We start from the raw sequence: 21,327 nt of genomic DNA on the forward strand, positions 1-21,327 counted from the left end.
CCCGATCGCTTGCGTCGGGTACGAAGCGGAATCAGCCGCTGATGAACTTGGCCGCCAACTGGGGGGCCGAGACCACGGATACGCCGTCGAAGCGGGTGAGCACCCGTCCGTCGGGAGTGCAGGCGGTGACGGTGAGCGAGGCACCGGAGCCGTTGCCGCCGGTGGCGGCGGGCTCGACCACGATCACGAAGGGCTCGCCGTCGGGCAGCGGGTGGTGCAGGTCCACGCGGCCGACGGACAGGGGCAGCCCCGCGGTGCCGCGGAACAGCCGCACCCAGACAAGGCCCGCCTGGAGCAGCAGGTCGGCGGTGCCGGGGGCGAAGCGGGAGCCCGCGAACGCGCCACCGGCCGGGCGGTGTTCGGTCAGTGCGCACTCCAGGACCAGCCGGTTCACCGACGCGTCCTCGGCGAGCACCCGGCGTACGCCCCGGAGGGACGGGCCGTGGAAGAGCGTGCCGTCGCTGTAGAGCTCGGCGGCGTCGCGGCCGGTGCCGAGCGCGGGCAGTGCGCCGACCGTGGCCGCGGCGGGCGGGGCCTGCGGGGAGACGACGGCCGCGTAGTGCGGTCGTGCGGCGCCCTGCGCGTCGACGGCGTGGATCGCCGTACGGACGCTGTCGCCGTCGGGGGTCATCGCCAGGCTGATGCGCTCCGGCCGGTCGGCGTCGAAGACGATGCCCTTGTGCACCGAGAAGTCGTGCACCTGGCGCACCTCGGTGCCGCCGGCGCGCTCCACGGCGCCGATCGCCCAGCCGAGGGCGACGACCGCCGGGAGAACCGGGGATTCGCCGATGACGTGGTCGGTGAGGATCTGCTCGTTCTCCAGCGCCGCCAGCGGGCGTTCGACGGTGATGGTGGCCGTGGTGGCGGTCCGCTCCGGCTCCGACAGGGGCGTCGTCGGGCCGAGCACGGTGACGACGTCACCGGCGCGCTCCGGGGCGAACTGCTCGGTGAACATCCGGGCTCCGGTGTCCACCGGGATCAGGGTGATGCCGCGCTCCTGGAAGACGGCCTTGACCTCCGGGGAGACCATTCCGCTGTCCCAGGCACCCCAGTTGAGGGAGGTGACGCGGGCGGCGGGGTGGCGCTGCTTCCAGGAGGACGCCCAGGCGTTGAGGACCTCGTTGGCCATGGCGTAGTCCGACTGGCCGCGGTTGCCGAAGAATCCGGCGACCGAGGAGAAGAGGACGACGTGCCGCAGGGTCTCGGGGTCGAGCGCCGCGGTCACGGCGCGCAGTCCGGTCAGCTTGGGTGCGAAGACCCGCTCGACCTCGGACGCCTTCTTGTTGGCGATGAGCTGGTCGGCGAGGACGCCGGCGCCGTGCACCAGACCCGTGATGCGGGCCTTGTGCGGGGCGAGCGCGGCGGCGGTCGCCTGCGGGTCGGTGATGTCCACGGCGAGGTACTCGGCGCGGCTGCCGGCGGCTTCGACGTCGGCGAGGGTCCCGCGGATCTCGCGGGCGCCGACGACGGCCTGGTAGAGCTGCTCGACCCGCTTGGGGGTGGGCTTCTCCCCCGCGGACTTCAGGTGGGAGGCGGCAGCGGCCTTGAGAGCGGGCGCGTCGACACCCTGCGCCCAGGCGGGCTCCTCCTCCAGCGGGGTGCGGCCGAGGAGCAGCAGTCCGGGCCGGTGGCGCTTGGCCAGTTCGACGACGCAGGCGGCGGTGATCCCGCGGCCGCCACCGGTGACGACGAGCAGGTCCTCGGAGGTGAGCTGCGGCGCGGTCTCGGTGTCGGAGGCGGTCAGCGACTGCTCGGCGAGGGTGAGACCGACGCGGCGGGCGCCGTCGAGGCCGATCTGGACGGTGTCGGTGACCGCGTCCTCGACCTCGGCGAGCAGCAGCGCGGCTCCGGCGTCCGGGCTCAGCGCGGGGGCGATGTCGACGGCGCGGCAGAACAGCTCCGGGGCCTCCACCGCCAGGGTCTTGACGAGACCCGCGGACCCGCCGGCGGGGGCGAGTTCCTCGGGGACTCCGCCGAGGCCGAAGGCGCCGTCGAGCCGGGTGACGGTGACGAAGGCGGCACGGCCGGAGGCGGCCGCGGTGGTCAGCGGCTGGACGGCGTGCTTGGCGGCGAGCAGCGTGTGGGCGAGGCGGCGTACGCCCTCGGACCAGTCGGCGCCGCGCGCGGCGGAGAGGTCGAGCACCAGGCTGATCCGGTCGGCGAGGATCTCCTCCATCTGCTCGGCCAGTTCGGTCACGCCCCAGCCGGACAGAGCATGGTCCTTGACGCCGCTGATGCGCTCGGCGACACCCGGCAGACGCAGGACGTGCACATGGCGGCCCGACTCGATGAGCCGGTTCACGAGTGCCGGTGCGAGCTCGGCGCCGTCGTCGACGACGAGCGCGCCCGAGCCCTCGGCGTACGCGCCGACGAGCCGGTCGGGGGTGGGCAGATCGACGAGCGCGGCCTGCGCGCGGCCGATGCCGCCGCCGGGCTTGGCGGCCGCGGGCTCGTCGCCGGCGGCGGCTGCTGCCTGCGGGGCGGCGGGAGCCGTTTCGGAGGCGCCGCCGCTCATGAAGTCGACGATGTGGCGCAGCGTACGGAGCTCGGCGAGCTGCTCGGGACCGGCGGAGATGGACTCGCCGAACCGCTCCTGGAGCACGCCCATGATCTCGACACGCTTGATGGAATCAATGCCCAGATCGGCCTCGATGTCCATGTCCAGCTCCAGCATGTCCGCCGGGTAACCGGTCTTCTGACCGACCACCTCCAGCAGGACGGACTCGACACGGGCCGCGTCCGGACCGGCGGGGGCCGCGGCTGCGGGAGCGGCGGCCTGAGGTGCGGCACTGGCGCTCATGAAGTCGACGATGTGGCGCAGCGTACGGAGCTCGGCGAGCTGCTCGGGACCGGCGGAGATGGACTCGCCGAACCGCTCCTGAAGGACGCCCATGATCTCGACACGCTTGATGGAATCGATGCCCAAGTCGGCCTCGATGTCCATGTCCAGCTCCAGCATGTCCGCCGGATAGCCGGTCTTCTGACCGACCACCTCCAGCAGCACCGCTTCCACGGTCGCGGCATCCGGACCGGCCGGGGCAGGTGCCGCCGCGGCGGCGGGCGCGGCAGCCTGGGGCGCGGCACTGGCGCTCATGAACTCCACGATGTGACGCAGCGTACGAAGCTCCGCCAACTGCTCGGGACCAGCCGATATCCCGCCCTCGAACCGCTCCTGCAACACGCCCATGATCTCGACACGCTTGATGGAATCGATGCCCAAGTCGGCCTCGATGTCCATGTCCAGCTCCAGCATGTCCGCCGGATAGCCGGTCTTCTGACCGACCACCTCCAGCAGAGCCGCCTCCACCGTCGCCGCATCCAGGCCGGACGCAGCCGGGGTGGTGGGAGCCGCAGCCTGAGACGCGGCACTGGCGCTCATGAACTCCACGATGTGACGCAGCGTACGAAGCTCCGCCAACTGCTCGGGACCAGCCGATATCCCGCCCTCGAACCGCTCCTGCAACACGCCCATGATCTCGACACGCTTGATGGAATCAATGCCCAAGTCGGCCTCGATGTCCATGTCCAGCTCCAGCATGTCCGCCGGATAGCCGGTCTTCTGACCCACCACCTCCAGCAGAGCCGCCTCCACCGTCGCCGCATCCAGGCCGGCCGCAGCCGGGGTGGCCGCGACCGGTGCGACGGGGGCGGGCGGGGCGGCGATGGCGGGCGCGGTGACCACCGGGGCCGCGGGCAGCGCCTGCGGTGCGGGGGCCACGGGCCGGGCGGGGGCCGGGGCGGCGGCGAGTGCGGCCGGGACCGGTACGGCGGCCACCGGCTGCGCCACCGGGGCGGCCACGGCCGGCGCGGTCTGCTCCACCGTGCTGCGGGCCGCCGGGGCGGGCGCGGTGCCGAGTTCCAGGCCGGCCAGGTCGCGCAGGATCTCGTTGGCGCGCAGGTGGCTGCGGCCGATGTCGAGGCCGTGCTCCTTGACGGCGTTCACCCCGGCCAGGACCTGGCCGAGCTGTCCCTGGTCGGCGGCGCGTTCCAGCAGACCGGTGAGGCGTTCGGCGCTCTGCAACTGGCCGTTGAGGTAGTCGTCGTGCAGGGCGAGGTGGTCGGCCACCAGACCGGCCAGGCGATCACTGTCCACGTGGGCTGTCTCCATGACGGTGGGAGCAGGGGCGGGGATGGGCGCCACCGCAGCCGCGGGCGCGGGCAGCACCGCCGTGGCGGTCGCGGCCGGGGCCGGGACCGGTGCGGAGGCGGCTGCCGTACGTGCGGCGGGGACGGACGCGGCAGCCGGCCGTGCGGCGGGCATGGGGGCCGGGGGCTGGACCGTCACCGGGGCCGGTCGGGGCGTTGCGGCCACCGGTGACGGGGTCGGGGCGGCGGCGGGAGCCGGTACCGCGGGTGTCGCCGGGACGGCGATCCGGTAGCCGTTGTCGATCGCGTCGCGGTAGGCCGCCCTGCGCTCCGGAGAGACGTAGTTGATGCCGTTCAACAGGATCGACATGCCCTTGGCGGGCGCGTCGGCGACGGTCTCGGCGACATAGCGGTCGGTGGTGGCGAGCGGCAGTCCGAGGACGGCGAGCTGGGCGACGGCCTGCTTCAGGGCGACGTCCGCGTCCCGTCCGGGGCCGGCGTCGAGGCTCACAACGGTGTGCTCACGGTCGCCGAGGATGCGGCGGACGAGCTGGGTGAGGACGCTCTTGGGGCCGAACTCCACGAAGACGCGGAACCCGGCGGCGTACATCTCCTCGACGCGGGCGGCGAAGTCGACCGGGTTGATGAGCTGTTCGGCGAGGACCGTGCGGTTGGCGTCGATGTCGTCGCCGTAGGCCGCGCCGCGCGTGTTGGCGTACACGGTGCCGTTCGGCCGGCGGACCTCGACGCGCGCCACGTCACCGCGGAAGGCGTCGACAGCGTGGCCGACGAAGGGGGTGTGGAACGCGGCGGACACCGGCAGCCGGCTTGCCCGCAAACCGGCGTCCTTGGCCGCGGCGACCAGGCGCTCCACCTCGTCGGTGGCGCCGCCGACCACGATCTGGTCGGTCGCGTTGCGGTTGCAGACGACCAGGCTGGGGCGGTCGGCGAGGAGTTCGGCGACCCGCTCCTCGGGGGCGGAGACAGCGGCCATCGCGCCGGCGTCGAAGCCGGACTCCGGCGGCGGGGCCATGGCCTTGCCGCGGGCCCGGGCGAGGGCGAAGAAGGCGTCGTCGTCGAGGGCGCCGGAGGCCCACAGCGCGGTCAGCTCGCCGAAGCTGTGGCCGAGGAACCCTTCGGCTCCGAAGCCGAGTTCGGACAGATAGCGGAACTGGCCGGCGGACAGGGCGCCGATCGCGGGCTGCGCGTACGCGGTGGCCTGGAGGGCCGTCTCCTGCGCGGCGCGCACATCGGCGCCGAACAGCGGCGGCGGGAACGCGACGCGGGACAGCGGCGCCGCGCCCTCGAAGTGCACATTGGCCCGGTCGAAGGCGGCTCGCAGCGGCGGCAGCGCCATCACGGCGCTCTGGCCGAGGTTGACGTACTGGCTGCCCTGGCCGGCGAAAAGCGCGCCGACCTTGCCGGCCGGAGCGGCGCTTCTGCGGTAGTGGACTCCCTTGGGGTGTGACCAGGCGTCGGCGTCGGGCCGGGCGCGCAGTTCGCCGAGGGCCAGGCCGCGCAGGGACGTCAGCTCGTCCTCGCCGCGCGCGGCCAGCGCGACACGGGCGTGGCCCGCGGGGGCCGGGCCGCCGGTCGCGGGCGCGCCGTCGGCGAGCAGCTCGGTGAGGGCGGCGGTGTCGGGCGCGTGCCACAGGTGCACGCGGGCGACGGGGTAGGAGACCCGCAGGTCGTCTCCGTCGCCGTGCTCCTCCAGCACCATGTGGAAGTTGGTGCCGCCGAAGCCGAACGAGGAGATGGCGGCACGGCGCTTGGGGCGCTCGGGGTCGCGGATCCAGGGCCGTGCCTCGGTGTTGACGTAGAACGGCCCGGAGGCGAAGTCGATGGCGGGGTTCGGCTCGTCGACGTTGATGGTCGGCGGCAGGACCTTGTGGTGCAGGGAGAGCGCCAGCTTGATCAGGCCGGCCGCTCCCGCGGCCGCCTTGGTGTGCCCGATCTGGGACTTGACGCTGCCGACGGCCGCGTACTGCCGGCTGTCGTTGCCGTCGGAGACCACCGCGGACAGCGCGCTCAGCTCGGTCGCGTCGCCGACGGCGGTGCCGGTGCCGTGCGCCTCGAAGAGCTCGATGCTGGAAGGTGTGCAGTCGGCGTCCTCGTACGCGCGGCGCAGGGCGACCATCTGGCCTTCCTTGCGCGGGGCGTAGATGGACTTGAACCGGCCGTCGCTGGAGGTGCCCATGCCGCGCAGGACCGCGTAGATCTGATTGCCGTCGCGCTCGGCGTCGGCGAGGCGGCGCAGGGCGAGCATGCCGATGCCCTCGCCGATGAGGGTGCCGTCGGCGTCCTTGTCGAACGGACGGATGCGCCCGGACTTGGACAGCGCGGGCGTCTTGCTGAAGCACAGGTACATGAAGATGGTGTTCTCGGCGTCGCAGCCGCCCACCAGCATCGTGTCGGAGCGGCCTTCGAGCAGCTCGCTCACCGCGGTCCTGACCGCGCCGAGGGAGCTGGCGCAGGCGGCGTCGATCGTCATGTTGATGCCGCCGAGGTCGAGCCGGTTGGCGACCCGTCCGGCGACGACGTTGCCGAGCATGCCGGGGAAGGAGTTCTCCTCCCACGGGGCGTACGCGAGGCGGAACTTGGCGACGATCTCCTCGGCGTCCTTGTCGGAGAGACCGCAGCTGCGGACGACCTCCTTGAGCACCGGGCTCTGGAGCCGCGCGGTCAGCGGCTGGGTGAGCTGGTTGGCGCCGGTGATGCCGAGGACGACCCCGGTGCGGGAGGCGTCATACCACGATTGACCAGCCTGGTCGGCCCCGGCGTCCTTCAGCAGGTCCCGGGCGACCACCAGGCTGAGCAGCTGGAGGACGTCGGTCACCTCGAGGGTGTTCGGCGGGAGGCCGAACTCCAGCGGGTTGAACGGGACGTCGGGGATGAAGCCGCCGCGCTTGGAGTACGTCTTGTCGGGCACCGAGGGGTCGGGGTCGTAGTGCTCGTCGACGTCCCAGTGTCCGGCGGGCACGTCGTCGATGCAGTCGGCGGCCGAGACGACGTTCGCCCAGAAGTCCGTGAGATTGCTGGACTTGGGGTAGAGCGCGGAGAGGCCGACGATGGCGATGGGGTCCCGGGCGAGCCGACGGTCGAGGTCGGATTCCTGCGAAGAGTTCACGGCAAGTCTCTCTGGATCTGGGCGAACAGGGACTTCGGTCTCGGCGCCCCGGCTCCCGGTCCGTGTGGGACCGGGGCGGTCGGCGGCCGCTCGGGGCGGCGGACCGGATCGGCGACTGTCGCGGCGGCGGGCGGGCGGCCGACGCCGTACCGGGGTCGCCTGGTGCGATGTGGGAGGCAAGGCCGTCGGTGGCGGGGTTCCGCTCCGGCCGAACGGCACGTTCTCGGTGCCTCGTCGGGCCTTGCCGGGCACCAGCGGTACGGAACCGGCGGGTCTCGCTCGCCTGGCCGCACCGGCCGGCAGTGGCCGTCCGGTGCGCCGTGGCGCTACGCCGCGGCGATGCGCTTCTCGCTCTCCTCGGCGATGTGGGCGGCGAGCGCCTCGATGGTGGGGTGGTACCAGAGCGCCGTCGTTCCGAGCTCGAAGCCCAGCCAGTTCTCCATCTCACCGGCGATGATCAGCGCCTGGGTGCTGTCGAGGTCGAGCTCGTCGAAGTACTGGTCGGGCGGAACCTCTGTCGGCGCCACACCCAGGCGCTGGGCGATCTCCTCGATCAGCCACTTCTGGGCTTCTTCGGCCGTCACGTTCGCCATTTCCCATCCTCTCCAAACGGCTTTTTGCATGCCTTCGGGGAATGTTCGGCTTTTCCCCGTAAGGGCGCCTCGCACATCGAGGCGCCAAAGAATCATCAGCATTGGCCGGACCGGCCGCTAATCGGGACCAGCCCGCGATCGTGACCTTAGGTGGGCACCCCTGCCGGGGCAACCGAACTCCGCTGCCGCAAACGCCGATTTACGTGCGTCTAATCGGCCTGTCAACCTGCGGGCCACGGAATTCCCGCGCTGAGCTGCGATGATTCCTTCGGAGTGGACGGGACGGAATTTCCTGTCAGCCTGACGTAAGGCTGTCAGCGCTCATGTCAGCCGTTGCCACCGGCTGTCAGCGGCTTTGTTTGTACGGCCCGGCCTCGACGCCCGGTGGGTACGCAGCGGGTAGAGGTTGTCGGCCTCGCCGCCGCGCGCGAGTTCGGAGACGAGTGTGCGGATGGAGACGTGCGGCGTCGCGGCGAGCCGGGCGACGGCCATGCGCAGCTCCAGCGGATATTGCCCGCAGACGGCGGCCAGTTCCTGGGTGGCCTCGGGTTCCGCCGCCGTGCGTTCCGGACCGAGATACGTCTCGATCAGCTCGTACGCCTCCGCGGCGGACAGGACGTCGAGTGCCATGGTCATGGCGCCCTCACGCGTCACCAGGTCGATGAGGGGTGCCCGGCTGGTGACGAGCACGACGTTGCCCGGTGTCCCGGGCAGCAGGCAGCGGACCTGCGCCGCGTCCGCCGCGTCGTCCAGCACGACGAGGAAGCGGCGGCCGGCGAGCAGGCTGCGGAAGAGGGCGGACGCCTCCTCAGGGTTGTCCGGAATCCACTCGTCGGGCACGCCGAGGGAGCGCAGGAACCGGGTGAGCACGGTGCTCGGGTTCACCGGCCGCTCCGCCGGGTCCGCGCTGCCCTGAAGGTCGGCGTACAACTGCCCGTCGGGGAACTCGTCGTGGCGCTGGTGGGCCCACCGGACGGCCAGTGCGGTCTTCCCGATCTCGGAGGGACCGTGGATGGCCGCGATGCCGACCGCCGCGTATCCCTTGTGCTCCTGTGCCAGCAGGCCGTCGAGGACCGCCAGTTGCTGCTGTCTCCCGGTGAAGGGGGCGATCACCGGGGGAAGCTGGGCGGGCGGGGCGAGGCTGCGGGGACGGGCGGAGGAGGGCGGCGGGGTGCGGGGCGGCAGCGGTCCGTTCCAGGAGTGGTCGGGCGGGCCGTACTGCTCGCCCGGTGCGGGGCCGGCGGCCTCGGGGCGGTTCTCGGCGCCGTCCTGGACGAGGATGCTGTTGCGCGCCTGCCAGATCTCCTCGCTCGGTTCCACGCCGAGTTCCTTCTTGAGCCGCATCCTCAGGTCGGTGAACAGGCGCAGGGCCGCCGCGCGGCGGCCGGAACCGGCGAGCGCCAGCATGATGCGGGCCTGCAGCGATTCGTGCAGCGGTTCTTCGTACGAGGCGACTCTGAGGTACTCGACGGCGAACGCGGACCGGTTCAGCCGCAGCGCCAGATCGGCGAACTCGATGGCCACGTCGATGTGACGCTGGGCCACCCTGACCACGGAGGGGTGGTGCCAGAGCTGCGGCAGGTCCTGGAGCAGCCGGCCCTGCCAGCAGCGCAGGGCCTGCCGGTAGAGGTCGAGCGCGGCGGACGGGTCGTCCATCGCGGTCCGGGCGGCCAGGGCGGCGCGCTCCTCGAACCGGGAGAGGTCCAGTCGCACTCCGCCGCTGTTGAAGACGTATCCCCCGCGGACGGTGCTGATCCTGCGGGTCGTGCCGCCGCGGCCGGGGCCGGGCTCGATGATGCGGCGCAGCCGGGCGACGTAGGTGTGCACCAACTGCGGGTAGGCGGGCGGCGCTTCACCGTTCCACAGGACGTCGGCGATCTCTTCGTGGCTGACGGTCTGGTCGGGCTGCACGGCGAGCAGGCCGAGCAGGGCGCGCTGTTTGAGCGGCATGGACACGGGCTCGTCGGCGCTCAGGACGGTGAGCGGTCCGAGCAGCCGTATCTCCTGGGCGAATGCCGGCGGTTCGGCAGGGGTGTCGATATCGGGGGCGTCGTCGGGAACCGCGGCCTCATATCCGACGACCTCGGCCATACGGGCCAGGGTCTCGTGCCGCGGATTCTTCACGTGCCCGCGTTCAATGTGACGGACTGTTCGTACGCTGATGGCGGCGCGTCTGGCCACCTCGTCCTGTGTTAATCCTGCCTTGATGCGCGCGGCACGCAGTCCGGAACCCCGTACAATCCTCAACCATCCCCCCACCCTTCAAGCAGGTATAGACAAAACCGGCGCCAATAGCTCTGACTTACGTTCCGCTCACAATCACTCTATTGCGAAAAATTCACGGAAGCGATCATTCCGATTTAGGAATTCGTCAAGGCCGGCCTACCGACCGGACGGTCATCCGTTTTCCGGGGCCCGCGCGCGGTTGGCCGCGTGCCCCGGAAAGCGGTTCTCACACGGCTCGGAGCGAACCCTCCGCGGCCGTCTTCGGGCGGTCGCCGTCGTCCGGCACCGCGGTGTCGTGGTGTTCGGGAGAGCGGCGCACCAGGAGCAGGACCAGCACCCCGGCGAGCAGCGCGGCGAGCCCGCTCACCAGGAAGACCTGGTCCAGTCCCGCGGCGTACGCGTCCTCCACGGCCCGCGCGCCCGCGGCCTGCGCCTGGGCGGGCAGTTCGGCGACCACACTCGCCGACCTGCCGCCGGTGACCAGTTCGGCCGCCGCGTCGGAGTCGGTGAACGAGCCGTTGCCGGCCAGCTCCCGCCCGATCGCGCCGGACAGAATGGCTCCGACCACCGGAATACCGACGGCGAAGCCCAGCTGCCGGAACGTGTTCGCCGCTCCGCCCGCCATGCCCGCCCGGCTCGCCGGCGCGGCGGCCAGTGCGGCCGACGCGAGGATCGGCGAGGCGATACCGACACCGATACCCGTCAGCAGCATGCCGGGCAGCAGCGCCGTCCAGCCGGAGGTGCCGGTGAGCAGCATCTCCAGCAGCGTGCCGGCACCGATCAGCAGCAGACCGGCCCCGATCGGCCACTGGGGCGCGACGTTTGCGAGGAAGCGGCCCGCAAGGCCCGCCGCCACGAAGGACATTCCGCTGAGCGGCATCAGGATCAGACCGGCCTTCACCGGGCTGAGTTCCAGCACCGACTGCGCCCAGACGGAGACGAACACCAGATTGGCGAAGGCGGCCGCACTGAAGACCACCGCGCCGGCCATCAGCCCGCCGAACGACGGTGTCCGCAGCAGCTTCAGGTCGAGCATGGGATCGCGCCGGCCGCGTTCGACCAGGACGAAGGCGATCAACGCGACCACCGTGCCGCCGAACAGCGCGAGCGTGATGTCGGCGCCCCAGCCGTCCTCGCCGGCACGGATCAGGGCGAAGATCAACAGGGTGGAGGCCAGGGTGAAGGCGACCGTGCCCGGGATGTCGACCCGGCGGTCGGTCCTGATCGACGAGCCCGTCAGGTGCTTGTGGCCGACGATCAGGGCGATGGCCGCGACGGGCAGGTTGACCAGGAAGATCCACCGCCAGTTCAGATGCTCGGTGAGCAGACCGCCGAGTATCGGACCGGCCGCGGCGGCGGCACCGTTGACGGCACCCCACAGACCGAAGGCGATGCCCCGGTCCTTGCCGCGGTAATTGCTCGCCAGCAGTGCGGTGTTAGTGGCGAACATCGCGGCCGCACCGAGGCCCTGGACACCGCGCGCGACGATCAGCATGCCGCTGCTGTCCGCGAGCCCGCAGGCGAGGGACGCCACGGCGAACACGGCCAGGCCGGCGAGGTAGACCCGGCGGGCGCCGGTGAGGTCGGACAGCGAACCGATCGCCATCAGCAGTGCGGCGAGCACCAGTACGTAGATGTCGACCACCCATTGCAGGGCGGAGAACGACGCGTCGAGCGAGTCGGTCATCTGGGGCAGCGCCACGCTGACGATGGTCACATCGATCAACAGCATGAAGGTGCCTAAGCAAACCGCCAGCAGCGGCATCCATTTGCGCATGACGCGGAGCCTCTCAGGGAGCGAGCCGAAATGCGGACAATTGCGCCGGTCGGCAGGTCGGGTCGGCCGGCGGCCCGAGCGAGCGGGGCACGCCTCGACCAGCGCCGTGAGCGGCGGTATCGGCAGCGGGCAGGTCTGTTCGGGCACCTCTTAGACAGTGGCTAATAGGTTAGGCTGACTCTATGCCCTGCGGGTCGCCGGGCGTCAAGTCGCTCCGGCCACTTCCCCTCAGCGTTAGGTTTCTCGTCATGTCTGAGTCAGCGCCGCGCCGTCGCTCACGCGCCTCGGCGGGCCTGCCGCCGATCACGGCGGAGAAGATCATCGACGCGGCCGTCGAACTGACCGCGGAACGCGGCCTCGACGGCTGGTCGATCCGGCAGATCGCGACCAAGCTGGACGTCTGGCCCGGTGTGGTCGCCCATCACGTGGGCGACCGGGAGGCGGTCGTCATGGCGGTCACGGACCAGGTGATCGGCCGTATACCGGTACCGGATCCGGATGTTCCGTGGCGCGACTGGTTCAGCTCGCTCACCTTCGACGGGCGCGCGGTCCTGAAGCAGTACCCGGGGGTGGCGCGGCGGCTGGTCGTGGTGGGGCCGAATGTGCCGTCCGCGCTGCCGACGATCGACACCGGTATCAAGGTGCTCCTGCTCGCGGGGTTCGGCGACCACGCGACGGAGATCTACCGCTATCTGCTCAACAGCGCGTTCATGCTGGTGGCGGTGGAGGACGACCGCGACAGCTTCTTCCCGAGCGCACGCGCGGACATGGGCCGCACGATGGCCGCGTTCGCGGCGGACCCGACCCGGCCGGGCCTCGCGGCGGCGGGCGCGCAGGCGGTGGCCCGGAGCGAGGACGCGGAGGCGCAGGACCTGGCGTTCTTCCGGCTGACGGTGGAGAGGTCGCTGGACGGGGCGGAGGCGTTGCTGAAGGGGTGAGCGGTGGGGGGCCCTGTGTCCTCAAGCGCCGGACGGGCTGGGAGGTTGCCCCGCACGTCCGGGCGCGGGCGTGGGTGACGGGGCGTGGTTCGACCGCTCGCGCCGCCCGTGCCGCCTGGGCTGCGGCCGTGTCCTCAAGCGCCGGACGGGCTGACATGCACGCCCTGCACGCATCGGGGCGGGGACGTAATTCGGCCGTCCCGCCGTCTGTGCCGCACGGCCTGCGGCCGTGTCCTCAAACGCCGGACGGGCTGACATGCACGCCCTGCACGCATCGGGGGCGGGGACGTAATTCGGCCGTCCCGCCGCCCGTCCCGCACGGCCTGCGGCCGTGTCCTCAAACGCCGGACGGGCTGACATGCACGCCCTGCACGCATCGGGGCGGGGACGTAATTCGGCCGTCCCGCCGTCTGTGCCGCACGGCCTGCGGCCGTGTCCTCAAACGCCGGACGGGCTGACATGCACGCCCTGCACGCATCGGGGGCGGGGACGTAATTCGGCCGCTCGCGCCGCCCGTGCCGCCTGGGCTGCGGCCGTGTCCTCAAGCGCCGGACGGGCTGAGATGGTTGCCCCGCACGACCTGGTGGACGTTCGGGGGCATGCGTGAGTGGCGGGGCGGTCTGGGTGACCGGCCCGCCACTCGGCTTCGGGGCGTTACGACGTCGGCTGATGCGCCGTCGTGGAGGATTCCGTCAGGATGCCTGCCAGGAAGCCCGCTATCTCGCTCACCGTCGGGTAGTTCCACAGCAGCGTCGCCGGGAGTGCCACTCCCAGGTCCCGCTCCAGCGCCACCCGTACCGCCGCCGCCAGCAGGGAGTCGACTCCCGCCTCCGTCAGGGGGCGGTGGACGCCGACCGCCGCCGGCTGCATGCCGAGGACCGCCGCGACCCGGCGGCGTACGTCGTCGAGCAGGTACGCCGCCAGTTCGTCGCCCGTGAGGCCCACCCAGTCGGGTACCTCCGTGGGCCGCGAGGCGTCGTCGCCCGCCAGTTCCGCCAGCAGGGCGGGGCGCGGGCCCTTGTGGCCGCGCAGCAGGCTGATGACGGTGACCAGCGCGCCCGGTGCGCCGGCCGCGGTCTGGTCGAAGGCCCGCAGCGCCTGGTCCGGGGCGATGTCGGCGGTGCCGCGGGCGGCCAGTTCGACGTCGGTCGCCTCGGCCGAGGTCGCCATGCCCATCCCCCGCCAGCTGGTCCAGGCGATACTCACGGACTCCTGCGCGCCGCCGGTCCGCCGGTGGGCGGCGAGGGCGTCGAGGTAGGCGTTGGCCGCGGCGTACGCGCCCTGGCCCGGCAGGCCGAGGAGCGGGCCCGCCGAGGAGAAGAGGACGAAGAAGTCCGTCGAACCCGGCGGGAACAGCTCGTGCAGGACCAGCGCGCCCTCCGCCTTGGGCCGCATCACCTCGCGCAGCGCGCTCGCCTCCAGGCGGTGCATCATCGCGCTGTGCACGGTGCCCGCGGCGTGGACGACGCCCCGCACCGGCGGGAGCCCGAGCGCGTCGAGCGCGGCCCGGGTCGCCTCCAGGTCGGTGATGTCCACGGCGACGGTGCTCACCGTGACCCCGGCGGACTCCAGCCTGCGCAGCGCGCCGACCCGCCGGTCGTCGTCGGACCACGCGGCGCGCGGCGGCACCGCGGTACGGCCGAGGAGGACGATGCGGCGGGCACCACGCTGGGCGAGGTGCTCGGCCAGTTCGAGGCCCAGCACACCGAGGCCGCCGGTGATCAGATACGTACCGTCGGCGCGGCAGCTGAACGGCTCGGCGTCCGGCACCGGCGACGCGGGGACCAGACGGGGCACGTGGACCGCGCCGTCGGCGACCGACAACACCGGCTCCGAGGGCCGCAGATGGAGCAGATTGAGCAGCAGCGCGGCGCTCACCTCGTCGGGCGGGCCCGCCGGCAGGTCGACGACACCGCCCCAGAACTCGGGGTGTTCGCCGGCCACCACCCGGCCCATGCCCCACAGCGGTGAGCCCGCCAGGTCGCCGATCGAGGCCGCGTCCCGTACGCCCGCGGTCAGGCACCACAGCAGCGGCTTGCGGCCGGGCAGGGAGGCGATCTCGGCGACGATGCGGGCGAACTCGACCGCGATGTCGGCCGGTTCGGCGGCGGCCGGGGCGAACAGCACATGGTCGGCGTCGGTGACCGCGGTCGCGTCCACGCTCACCGTGGCACCGTGCGCGGCGCACGCCGGGACCAGGGAGCGGGCGAGATCGGTCGGGCCGAGCACCAGAACCGTGTGGTCGGGCAGCGCGGTGTGCACCTCGGTGTCGACCGGGAACTGCTGCCACTCCAGGTCGAACCGGCCGCTGGTGCTCTGCTCCTCTCCGGAGAGGTCGCCGTCGAGCTCCCCGTAGTGCAGACCGCGCAGGGTGAGGACGGAGTCGTCCTCCTCGCCGTCGACGGTGCCGCGGATCTCCACGTGCACGGTCGTGGGCCGGGCGGGGTCGAGACGCACGGTGATGGCGGCTCTGCGCGGCGGCGGACCGGAGCGGGTCACCTGGTCGATGTGCGCGGGCATGCGCAGCACGCCGGGGCCGGAGAAGATGACCGACGCCATCGACAGGGCGGCGTCCAGGACGGCCGCCCAGCTGCGGTCGAGTTCGGCGGTCGCGACGGCCGTCAACGTACCTTCGCCGCGGCGCAGTTCCTCGATCTGCCACGGGTATCCCATGTCGGCGACACCGAGTTCGGCGAGCCGCTCGATGACATGGCCGGGGTCGAGCACCTCGGGGGCGTCCGCGTCAGAGGCCGGCGCCGCGGGCTCTCCCCCGCCGACGGTGGCCAGGGTGTGTGTGGACCAGGCCGTGTCGGGCGCGCCGAGCTTGCGGGAGACCAGCCGCAGACCGGTGTCGTCGCGGACGATCTGCACCTCCCGGGTCTCCTGCTGCGGCACGACGACCGGCTGGCGCAGCCGCAGGTCGGTCAGAACGTCGGTGCGGCCGGCGGAGAGGAAGGTGTTCACGAGCACGGCGGCCGGGACGATCTCGGTGCCGAGGACGGGGTGCCGGCGCGGATAGGGACGGGTGCGCAGGTCCAGCGTGGTCTGCCAGATCCGCAGCCGGGAGGCGTGCACCGCGGTCTCGGTGCCCAGCAGGGTGTCGACGGGCGACTCGGTGAGTCCCCGGGCGTCGACCCAGTGCCGCTCGTGCTGCCAGGCCGTCGTCGGCAGATCGGCACGGTGTCCGGCGGGCTGGAGGACCGACCAGTCGACCGGCACGTTCGCGCAGTGCAGACGGGCCAGCGAGGTGAGCAGCGTGGTGCGTTCGGTCTTGTTGCGGCGCAGGGTCGGTACGACCAGCGCGCCCGGCACGTTGGCCGTGGTCTCCGTGACCGAGTGACTGACCACGGGGTGAGCGGAGATCTCCAGGAAGGTCCGGTGCCCGTCCTCGACGGCGGCCTGTACGGCGTCGACGAACCGGACGGGGTTGCGCAGGTTCGCCGCCCAGTAGGTCGCGTCCTGCCTGCGGGTGGACCGCGGGTCGTCGAGAGCGGTGAGGTAGAGCGGTACGTCCGCGGCCTTGGCCTCGATGTCCGCGACGGCGACGGCGAGATCGGCGCTGATCTCGTCCATGTGCGAGCTGTGGAAGGCGACGTCGGAGTCGACCCGGCGGACGGTCCAGCCGAGCGCGGCCCACTGCTCGGCGGCCTCGTCGACGGCGGTGATGTCTCCGGCGACGACGGTCGAGGTGGGAGAGGCGGCGATGGCGGCGCACAGCGAGCCGTCGGTGCCGATGGTGTCGCACGGCGAGTCGTCGGTGCCGATGGTGTCGCGCACCTCGTCGAACGGCCGGTCCACCATGATCATGGCACCGTTGCCGGCCACCTTGCGCAGCAGAGCGGAACGGCGGCACACCAGCCGGGCGCCGTCGGACTCGGACAGCACACCGGCGACGACGGCCGCGGCGATCTCGCCGACGGAGTGGCCGATGATCGCGCCGGGGACGACCCCGTAGCGCCGCCAGACCTCGGCGAGGCCGATCTGCATGGCGAAGAGCATGGACTGGATGATGTCGACGGAGCCGAGCTCCCCGCTGGTGAGCACCTCGCGCGGGGTGAGGCCGAGCTCCTCGGCGTAGATGGGGCCGAGGCGGTCGATGGCCGCGGCGAACACCGGCTCGTCGTCGAGCAGTTCGCGGCCCATGCCCGACCACTGGGCGCCGTGGCCGGAGAACACCCAGACCGGCGCGCGGGACGGGCCCGACGCGTCGCCGGTGACGACGGCCGGGTGGGTCTCGCCTTCGGCCAACGCCCGCAGACCGGCGGTGAGTTCGTCCTTGTCCGCCGCGACGACGACACCGCGTCCGGCGAGGTGTGCCCGGCGCCGGGCGAGGGTGTGCCCGATGTCGGCGAGGTCGTGCGCGCCGAGGCCGTCGGCGAGACGCGCGGCCTGCGCGGCGAGCCCGGGCTCGTTGGCGGAGGAGACGGGGTAGAGGGTGACGCCCGCGTGTCCGGGAGCCGCGCCCGTCCCCCCGGCCGTGTCCGCCGAGGCGTCCGCCTCCTGAGTGGCGTCCACCGGTGCCTGCTCCAGGACGGCGTGCGCGATCGTGCCGCCGTAGCCGTAACTGGCCACACCCGCCAGCCGCGGCCGGTTCACCGCCGGCCACGGTGTCGCCTCGGCGACCAGGCTCAGACCCGACTCGGCCCACGGGATGTCCTTGCGCGGCCCGTCGACGGTCAGGGTCGGCGGGATGACGCCGTGCTGCATGGCGAGCGCGGTCTTGATGAGACCCGCGACGCCGGCGGCCGCCTCGCAGTGACCGATGTTGGTCTTCACCGATCCGATCAGGCAGGGGCCCTGCCCGGGAGCACGGTCGCCCACGACCTCGGCGAGCGCGGCGGCCTCGATCGGGTCGCCGACCTTGGTACCGGTGCCGTGCGCCTCGACGTAGTCGACCTCGCCGGGTGCGACGCCGGCCGCCGCGTACGCCCGGCGCAGCAGATGCGCCTGAGCAGTCGGACTGGGCGCCATGATCCCGTCGGTGCGGCCGTCCTGGTGCACGGCGCTGCCGCGGACGAGCGCGATGACGCGGTCGCCGTCGCGCCGGGCGTCGGCGAGGCGCTTGAGGACGACGATGCCGCAGCCCTCCCCGCGGCCGTAGCCGTTCGCGGCCTCGTCGAAGGCCTTGGAGCGGCCGTCCGGGGAGATCGCCCCGGCGATGTCGAGGACGGTCGTCAGGCCGGGGCCCGCCATCAGCATGACGCCGCCGGCGAGCGCCACGGGAACCTCTCCGCTGCGCAGACTGGCGCACGCCTGGTGGAGTGCGACCAGTGAGGAGGAGCAGGCGGTGTCCACGGCGACGCTCGGGCCGCGGAGGTCGAGCGTGTACGAGATCCGGTTGGGCACTCCGCACAGCGAGGACCCGATACCGGTCCAGGCCTCGACGCCCGGCAGGTCCTCCAGGAGGCGGCGGCCGTAGTCGTCGGTGCCGACGCCGACGAAGACGCCGGTGTCGCTGCCCGCGAGGCTCGACGCGGGGATGCCGGCGTGCTCCAGCGCCTCCCAGGCCACCTCCAGCGCCATGCGCTGCTGCGGGTCGAGCTGACGTGCCTCGGTGGCGGACATGCCGAAGAAGGCGGCGTCGAAGCCGCTGATGTCGTCGACGAAGGCGCCGTTGGAGATCACCCTCGACAGGACGGCGGCGTTCTCCCGGGACTGGGCGCGCTGCGGCGCCCACCGGTCCTCGGGTATCGGTCCGGACGCGTCGCCCGCGTCCATCAGCAACTCCCAGAGCGCCTGCGGGGAGTCGACGCCACCGGGGAAGCGGCAGCCGATGCCGACGATGGCGATCCGGTCCTCGGGGCTCGGCGGCAGGGGGGACATCTCACTCACCATGGGTCACCGCTTACGGGTCGGGCGTCGTCCGCTGTGGACGACGGGAGGACGGGAGAGGGCCGGCCGGGGCCGGCGGGGTGCGGACGGGCCGTCGGATGCGCGCAGCTCGGAGCGGCTCATGCGTACATGACCGCCTTGTCCCAGTCCTCGCCCTCACCGAACAGATAGCGGGCCTTGAGGATGTCGCGCTGTGCGGTGAGCGCCTCGGAGGGGACCAGCGTGCCGAGGGGAAGGCCGGTGATGCGGTGCGGTACGCCGAGCTCGCGGTCGATGAGTCCGGTCAGTTCCTTGACGGCCCGCTCGCGGGTCGCGTCGGGGGCCTCGAACTCCACCCGCAGCACGTCCGGGTGGGCCATCGCGCGCCAGAACATCACGTCGTACTCGAAGGGCAGGCTGAACACCAGCTCCTCCAGGCGCTGTTGGGTGACCGTCGCGGAGCCGACGGTGTAGCCGGTGCCGGAACGGCCGAGCACCCGGACGGTCGGCAGCAGCCAGCCGCAGGTGCAGTCGGCGGTGGACACCTCGACGTCGTCGGCGAGGTTGTAGCGCAGCAGCGGCATGGCCTCGCGGTAGAGCGGGGTCACCACGAGCTGGCCGCGTCCGGAGTCGGAGAGTTCGCCGGTGGCCGGGTCCCACACCTCGAAGACGGCGCGGTCGGCCCACAGGTGCAGGGAGCCGTCCGGGCACTGGCCGGCGATGGTGCCGGTCTCGGTGGAGCCGTACTCCTCGACGACGGGGATGCCGCCCCAGATCTCGCTGATCCGGCGGCGGCGCACCTCGGTGAGGGGCTCGGCGGCGGTGAACATCGCCCGCAGGGCGGGGAAGTCCTTGTCGGGGCGGAGGCCCGCGGCCTTGGCGGCCGCCGCCAGCATCATGATCTCGGTGGGGTTGCACCAGGTCAGCGAGACGTCCAGGGCGCGCATCACCCGCACCATGCGCGGCAGCGGGGTGGCGAGCGAACGGGCGTCGCCGGGCACGATGGTGGCACCGCGCAGCCGGCCTGCGGCCTGGGCGAGGTGTGCGGTGATGACCAGGCCGTAGGGGGTGCGGACGAGGAAGGTGTCCGACGGACGGATGCCGACCCACTTACGTGCGTACCGCTCGGCCAGGTCGGCCCAGTCGTCGTCCGTGTAGTACGAGGCGGTCGGGTCCCCGGCCGTGCCGCTGGACTCGTGGTAGGTGGCCAGCTTCTCGCGGTCCACCGCGAGCATCCCGAACGGGTACTGGTCGCGCAGGTCCTGCTTGGTGGTCAGTTCGATGCCGGCGAAGTCCTCCGCACCGGCCGGTGCGCTGCGGCCCCGGTAGCGGGCGGCGTAGAACGGCGAGCGCATCGCCTGGGCGAGCACCCTCGGCAGCTCCGCCCGCTGCAACTGCGCGAGTTCGGCTGGACTTGACCAGTCGCCCGGTTCCGGACGCGACCACGACATCGGATCTCCCTCGTCTGTGCCCAGGGGGCCGCGGGCTGTGGCACGCGGCGGCTACGCGCTCAGCACAGCACCGCGCCACACGGAGGGGCCCGAGTAGTCGCTACTCAATTCGGCCACCGCCACCGGCCCGCGGAGCGTGTATCGCCGCTGCACAGGCCGGTGCCGGATAGACAGTGTCTAAGAGGAGGTGGATGAGTACCGCCTACTCATGAGGGCCGGGATCGCAGCTGTTGTGCTTGCCGCCAAGGCCACCCACCCACGAAGGAGTCGGCGCGATGAGGACCGAGAACCTGTATCTCGCCGGGATCGGCAGTCATCTGCCTCCCCTGTACCCGGCCGAGCGCGCGGTCGCGGAAGGTCTGTACGACGAGGCTGCCCGGCAGGCGTCGGGCATGCGGTCCGCGGCCGTCAGCGAGTCGACCCCCGCGCCCGACATGGCGATCGACGCGGCCCGCGCCGCGCTGGCCGAGTCCGGCCACGGCCCCGACGACATCGGCATCCTGCTGCACAGCTACACGCACCACCAGGGTCCTGACGGCTGGTCGGCCGTGCACTACATCCTGAACAACACCGTCGACCGCCCGGTGCCGGCCGTCGAGATCAAGCAGGGCTGCCTCGGCATGCTCGCCTCGGTGGAGGTGGCGGCCAACCGGCTCGCGGCCAACCCGACGCACGAGGCCGCCCTCATCACCACCGGCGACAACTACTCGACACCGGGGGTGGAGCGCTGGCGCGCCTCCGGTCTCTTCGTGCTCGCCGACGCCGGCTCGGCCGTCGTCCTCTCGCGGCGCGGCGGCTTCGCCGAGATGCTCGCCCTCGGCTCGCTGTCCGACTCCTCGATGGAGATCCTGCACCGCGCCGGTGAGGAGCTCTTCCCGCCCGGTGTCACCCGCGGCCGCGGACTGAACTTCGCCGAGCGCGCGGAGAAGGTGCGTGAGCAGTGGGCCGCCGGACAGGCGCCGCCCATCAAGAACTTCGGCGACCGCGTCGCCGAGATCGCCGAGCGCACGCTCAAGGAGGCGGGCCTCACGTTCGACCAGATCGACCGGGTCTGCCACGTCGGCTTCGGCCGGCCGGCACTGGAGGCGATGTTCCTGCTGCCGCTGGACGTCCCCGAGGACAAGGACGTCTGGGACTACGTCAGCACCGTCGGCCACACCGGCGCCGCCGACCTGTTCCTCGGCCTCGAACACCTCTGGCGCTCCGGCCAGGTCGGCCCGGGCGACAACGTCCTGCTGATCGGCGCGAGCACCGGCATGGAGGCGGGCGCCGCCGTCGTCCGCATCACCGAATCCGCACCCGAAGCCGAGTAGGAGAG

General features: G+C 72.4%; 8 protein-coding genes. 2 read left to right on the top strand and 6 right to left on the bottom strand.

Annotated elements, in window-relative coordinates:
- Positions 1 to 31 precede the first annotated feature (31 nt).
- The 4 genes from ACQPWZ_RS10940 to ACQPWZ_RS10955 all read right to left on the bottom strand — a co-directional run bounded on the left by ACQPWZ_RS10940 (position 32) and on the right by ACQPWZ_RS10955 (position 11,809).
- Positions 32 to 7,213 carry an SDR family NAD(P)-dependent oxidoreductase gene (locus tag ACQPWZ_RS10940; RefSeq protein WP_433571224.1) on the bottom strand — a complete coding sequence of 2,394 codons (7,182 nt, stop codon included), beginning with the start codon at positions 7,211 to 7,213 and terminating at the stop codon, positions 32 to 34.
- A 326-nt stretch (positions 7,214 to 7,539) separates the two neighbouring features.
- Complete coding sequence (locus ACQPWZ_RS10945) at positions 7,540 to 7,806, bottom strand: acyl carrier protein (protein WP_340472866.1); 267 nt, start codon at positions 7,804 to 7,806, stop codon at positions 7,540 to 7,542.
- A gap of 321 nt (positions 7,807 to 8,127) precedes the next feature.
- Positions 8,128 to 10,065: a BTAD domain-containing putative transcriptional regulator gene (locus ACQPWZ_RS10950; protein WP_405569268.1), complete on the bottom strand. Its 1,938-nt coding sequence runs from the start codon at positions 10,063 to 10,065 to the stop codon at positions 8,128 to 8,130.
- Between the two features lie 193 nt (positions 10,066 to 10,258).
- Complete coding sequence (locus ACQPWZ_RS10955; RefSeq protein WP_405569271.1) at positions 10,259 to 11,809, bottom strand: MFS transporter; 1,551 nt, start codon at positions 11,807 to 11,809, stop codon at positions 10,259 to 10,261.
- A gap of 248 nt (positions 11,810 to 12,057) precedes the next feature.
- Here ACQPWZ_RS10955 and ACQPWZ_RS10960 point away from each other — a divergent pair, with 248 nt between their 5' ends.
- Positions 12,058 to 12,747, top strand: coding sequence for a TetR/AcrR family transcriptional regulator (locus ACQPWZ_RS10960; RefSeq protein ID WP_340472869.1), 690 nt, complete (start codon positions 12,058 to 12,060; stop codon positions 12,745 to 12,747).
- 654 nt (positions 12,748 to 13,401) lie between these two features.
- Here the strand turns inward: ACQPWZ_RS10960 and ACQPWZ_RS10965 are convergent.
- Together ACQPWZ_RS10965 and ACQPWZ_RS10970 are read right to left on the bottom strand one after the other, a co-directional pair.
- On the bottom strand, positions 13,402 to 18,570 hold the full coding sequence (locus ACQPWZ_RS10965; protein ID WP_433571225.1) for a type I polyketide synthase: 5,169 nt from the start codon (positions 18,568 to 18,570) through the stop codon (positions 13,402 to 13,404).
- A gap of 128 nt (positions 18,571 to 18,698) precedes the next feature.
- Positions 18,699 to 20,009 carry a phenylacetate--CoA ligase family protein gene (locus tag ACQPWZ_RS10970; RefSeq protein WP_340472871.1) on the bottom strand — a complete coding sequence of 437 codons (1,311 nt, stop codon included), beginning with the start codon at positions 20,007 to 20,009 and terminating at the stop codon, positions 18,699 to 18,701.
- 275 nt (positions 20,010 to 20,284) lie between these two features.
- Here ACQPWZ_RS10970 and ACQPWZ_RS10975 point away from each other — a divergent pair, with 275 nt between their 5' ends.
- Entirely contained in the window at positions 20,285 to 21,322 is a 1,038-nt protein-coding gene (locus tag ACQPWZ_RS10975; RefSeq protein ID WP_327684497.1) for a ketoacyl-ACP synthase III family protein, read from the top strand.
- Positions 21,323 to 21,327: the final 5 nt, after the last annotated feature.

Source organism: Streptomyces sp. CA-251247, from assembly GCF_050952975.1.
In the GTDB taxonomy this organism is placed as follows: domain Bacteria; phylum Actinomycetota; class Actinomycetes; order Streptomycetales; family Streptomycetaceae; genus Streptomyces; species Streptomyces achmelvichensis.

What these genes read in the sequence shown, in the direction of transcription:
- ACQPWZ_RS10945 (WP_340472866.1), bottom strand. Translation starts at nt 7,806, where the DNA reads ATGGCGAACGTGACGGCCGAAGAAGCCCAGAAGTGGCTGATCGAGGAG.
- ACQPWZ_RS10955 (WP_405569271.1), bottom strand. Translation starts at nt 11,809, where the DNA reads ATGCGCAAATGGATGCCGCTGCTGGCGGTTTGCTTAGGCACCTTCATG.
- ACQPWZ_RS10960 (WP_340472869.1), top strand. Translation starts at nt 12,058, where the DNA reads ATGTCTGAGTCAGCGCCGCGCCGTCGCTCACGCGCCTCGGCGGGCCTG.
- ACQPWZ_RS10965 (WP_433571225.1), bottom strand. Translation starts at nt 18,570, where the DNA reads ATGTCCCCCCTGCCGCCGAGCCCCGAGGACCGGATCGCCATCGTCGGC.
- ACQPWZ_RS10970 (WP_340472871.1), bottom strand. Translation starts at nt 20,009, where the DNA reads ATGTCGTGGTCGCGTCCGGAACCGGGCGACTGGTCAAGTCCAGCCGAA.
- ACQPWZ_RS10975 (WP_327684497.1), top strand. Translation starts at nt 20,285, where the DNA reads ATGAGGACCGAGAACCTGTATCTCGCCGGGATCGGCAGTCATCTGCCT.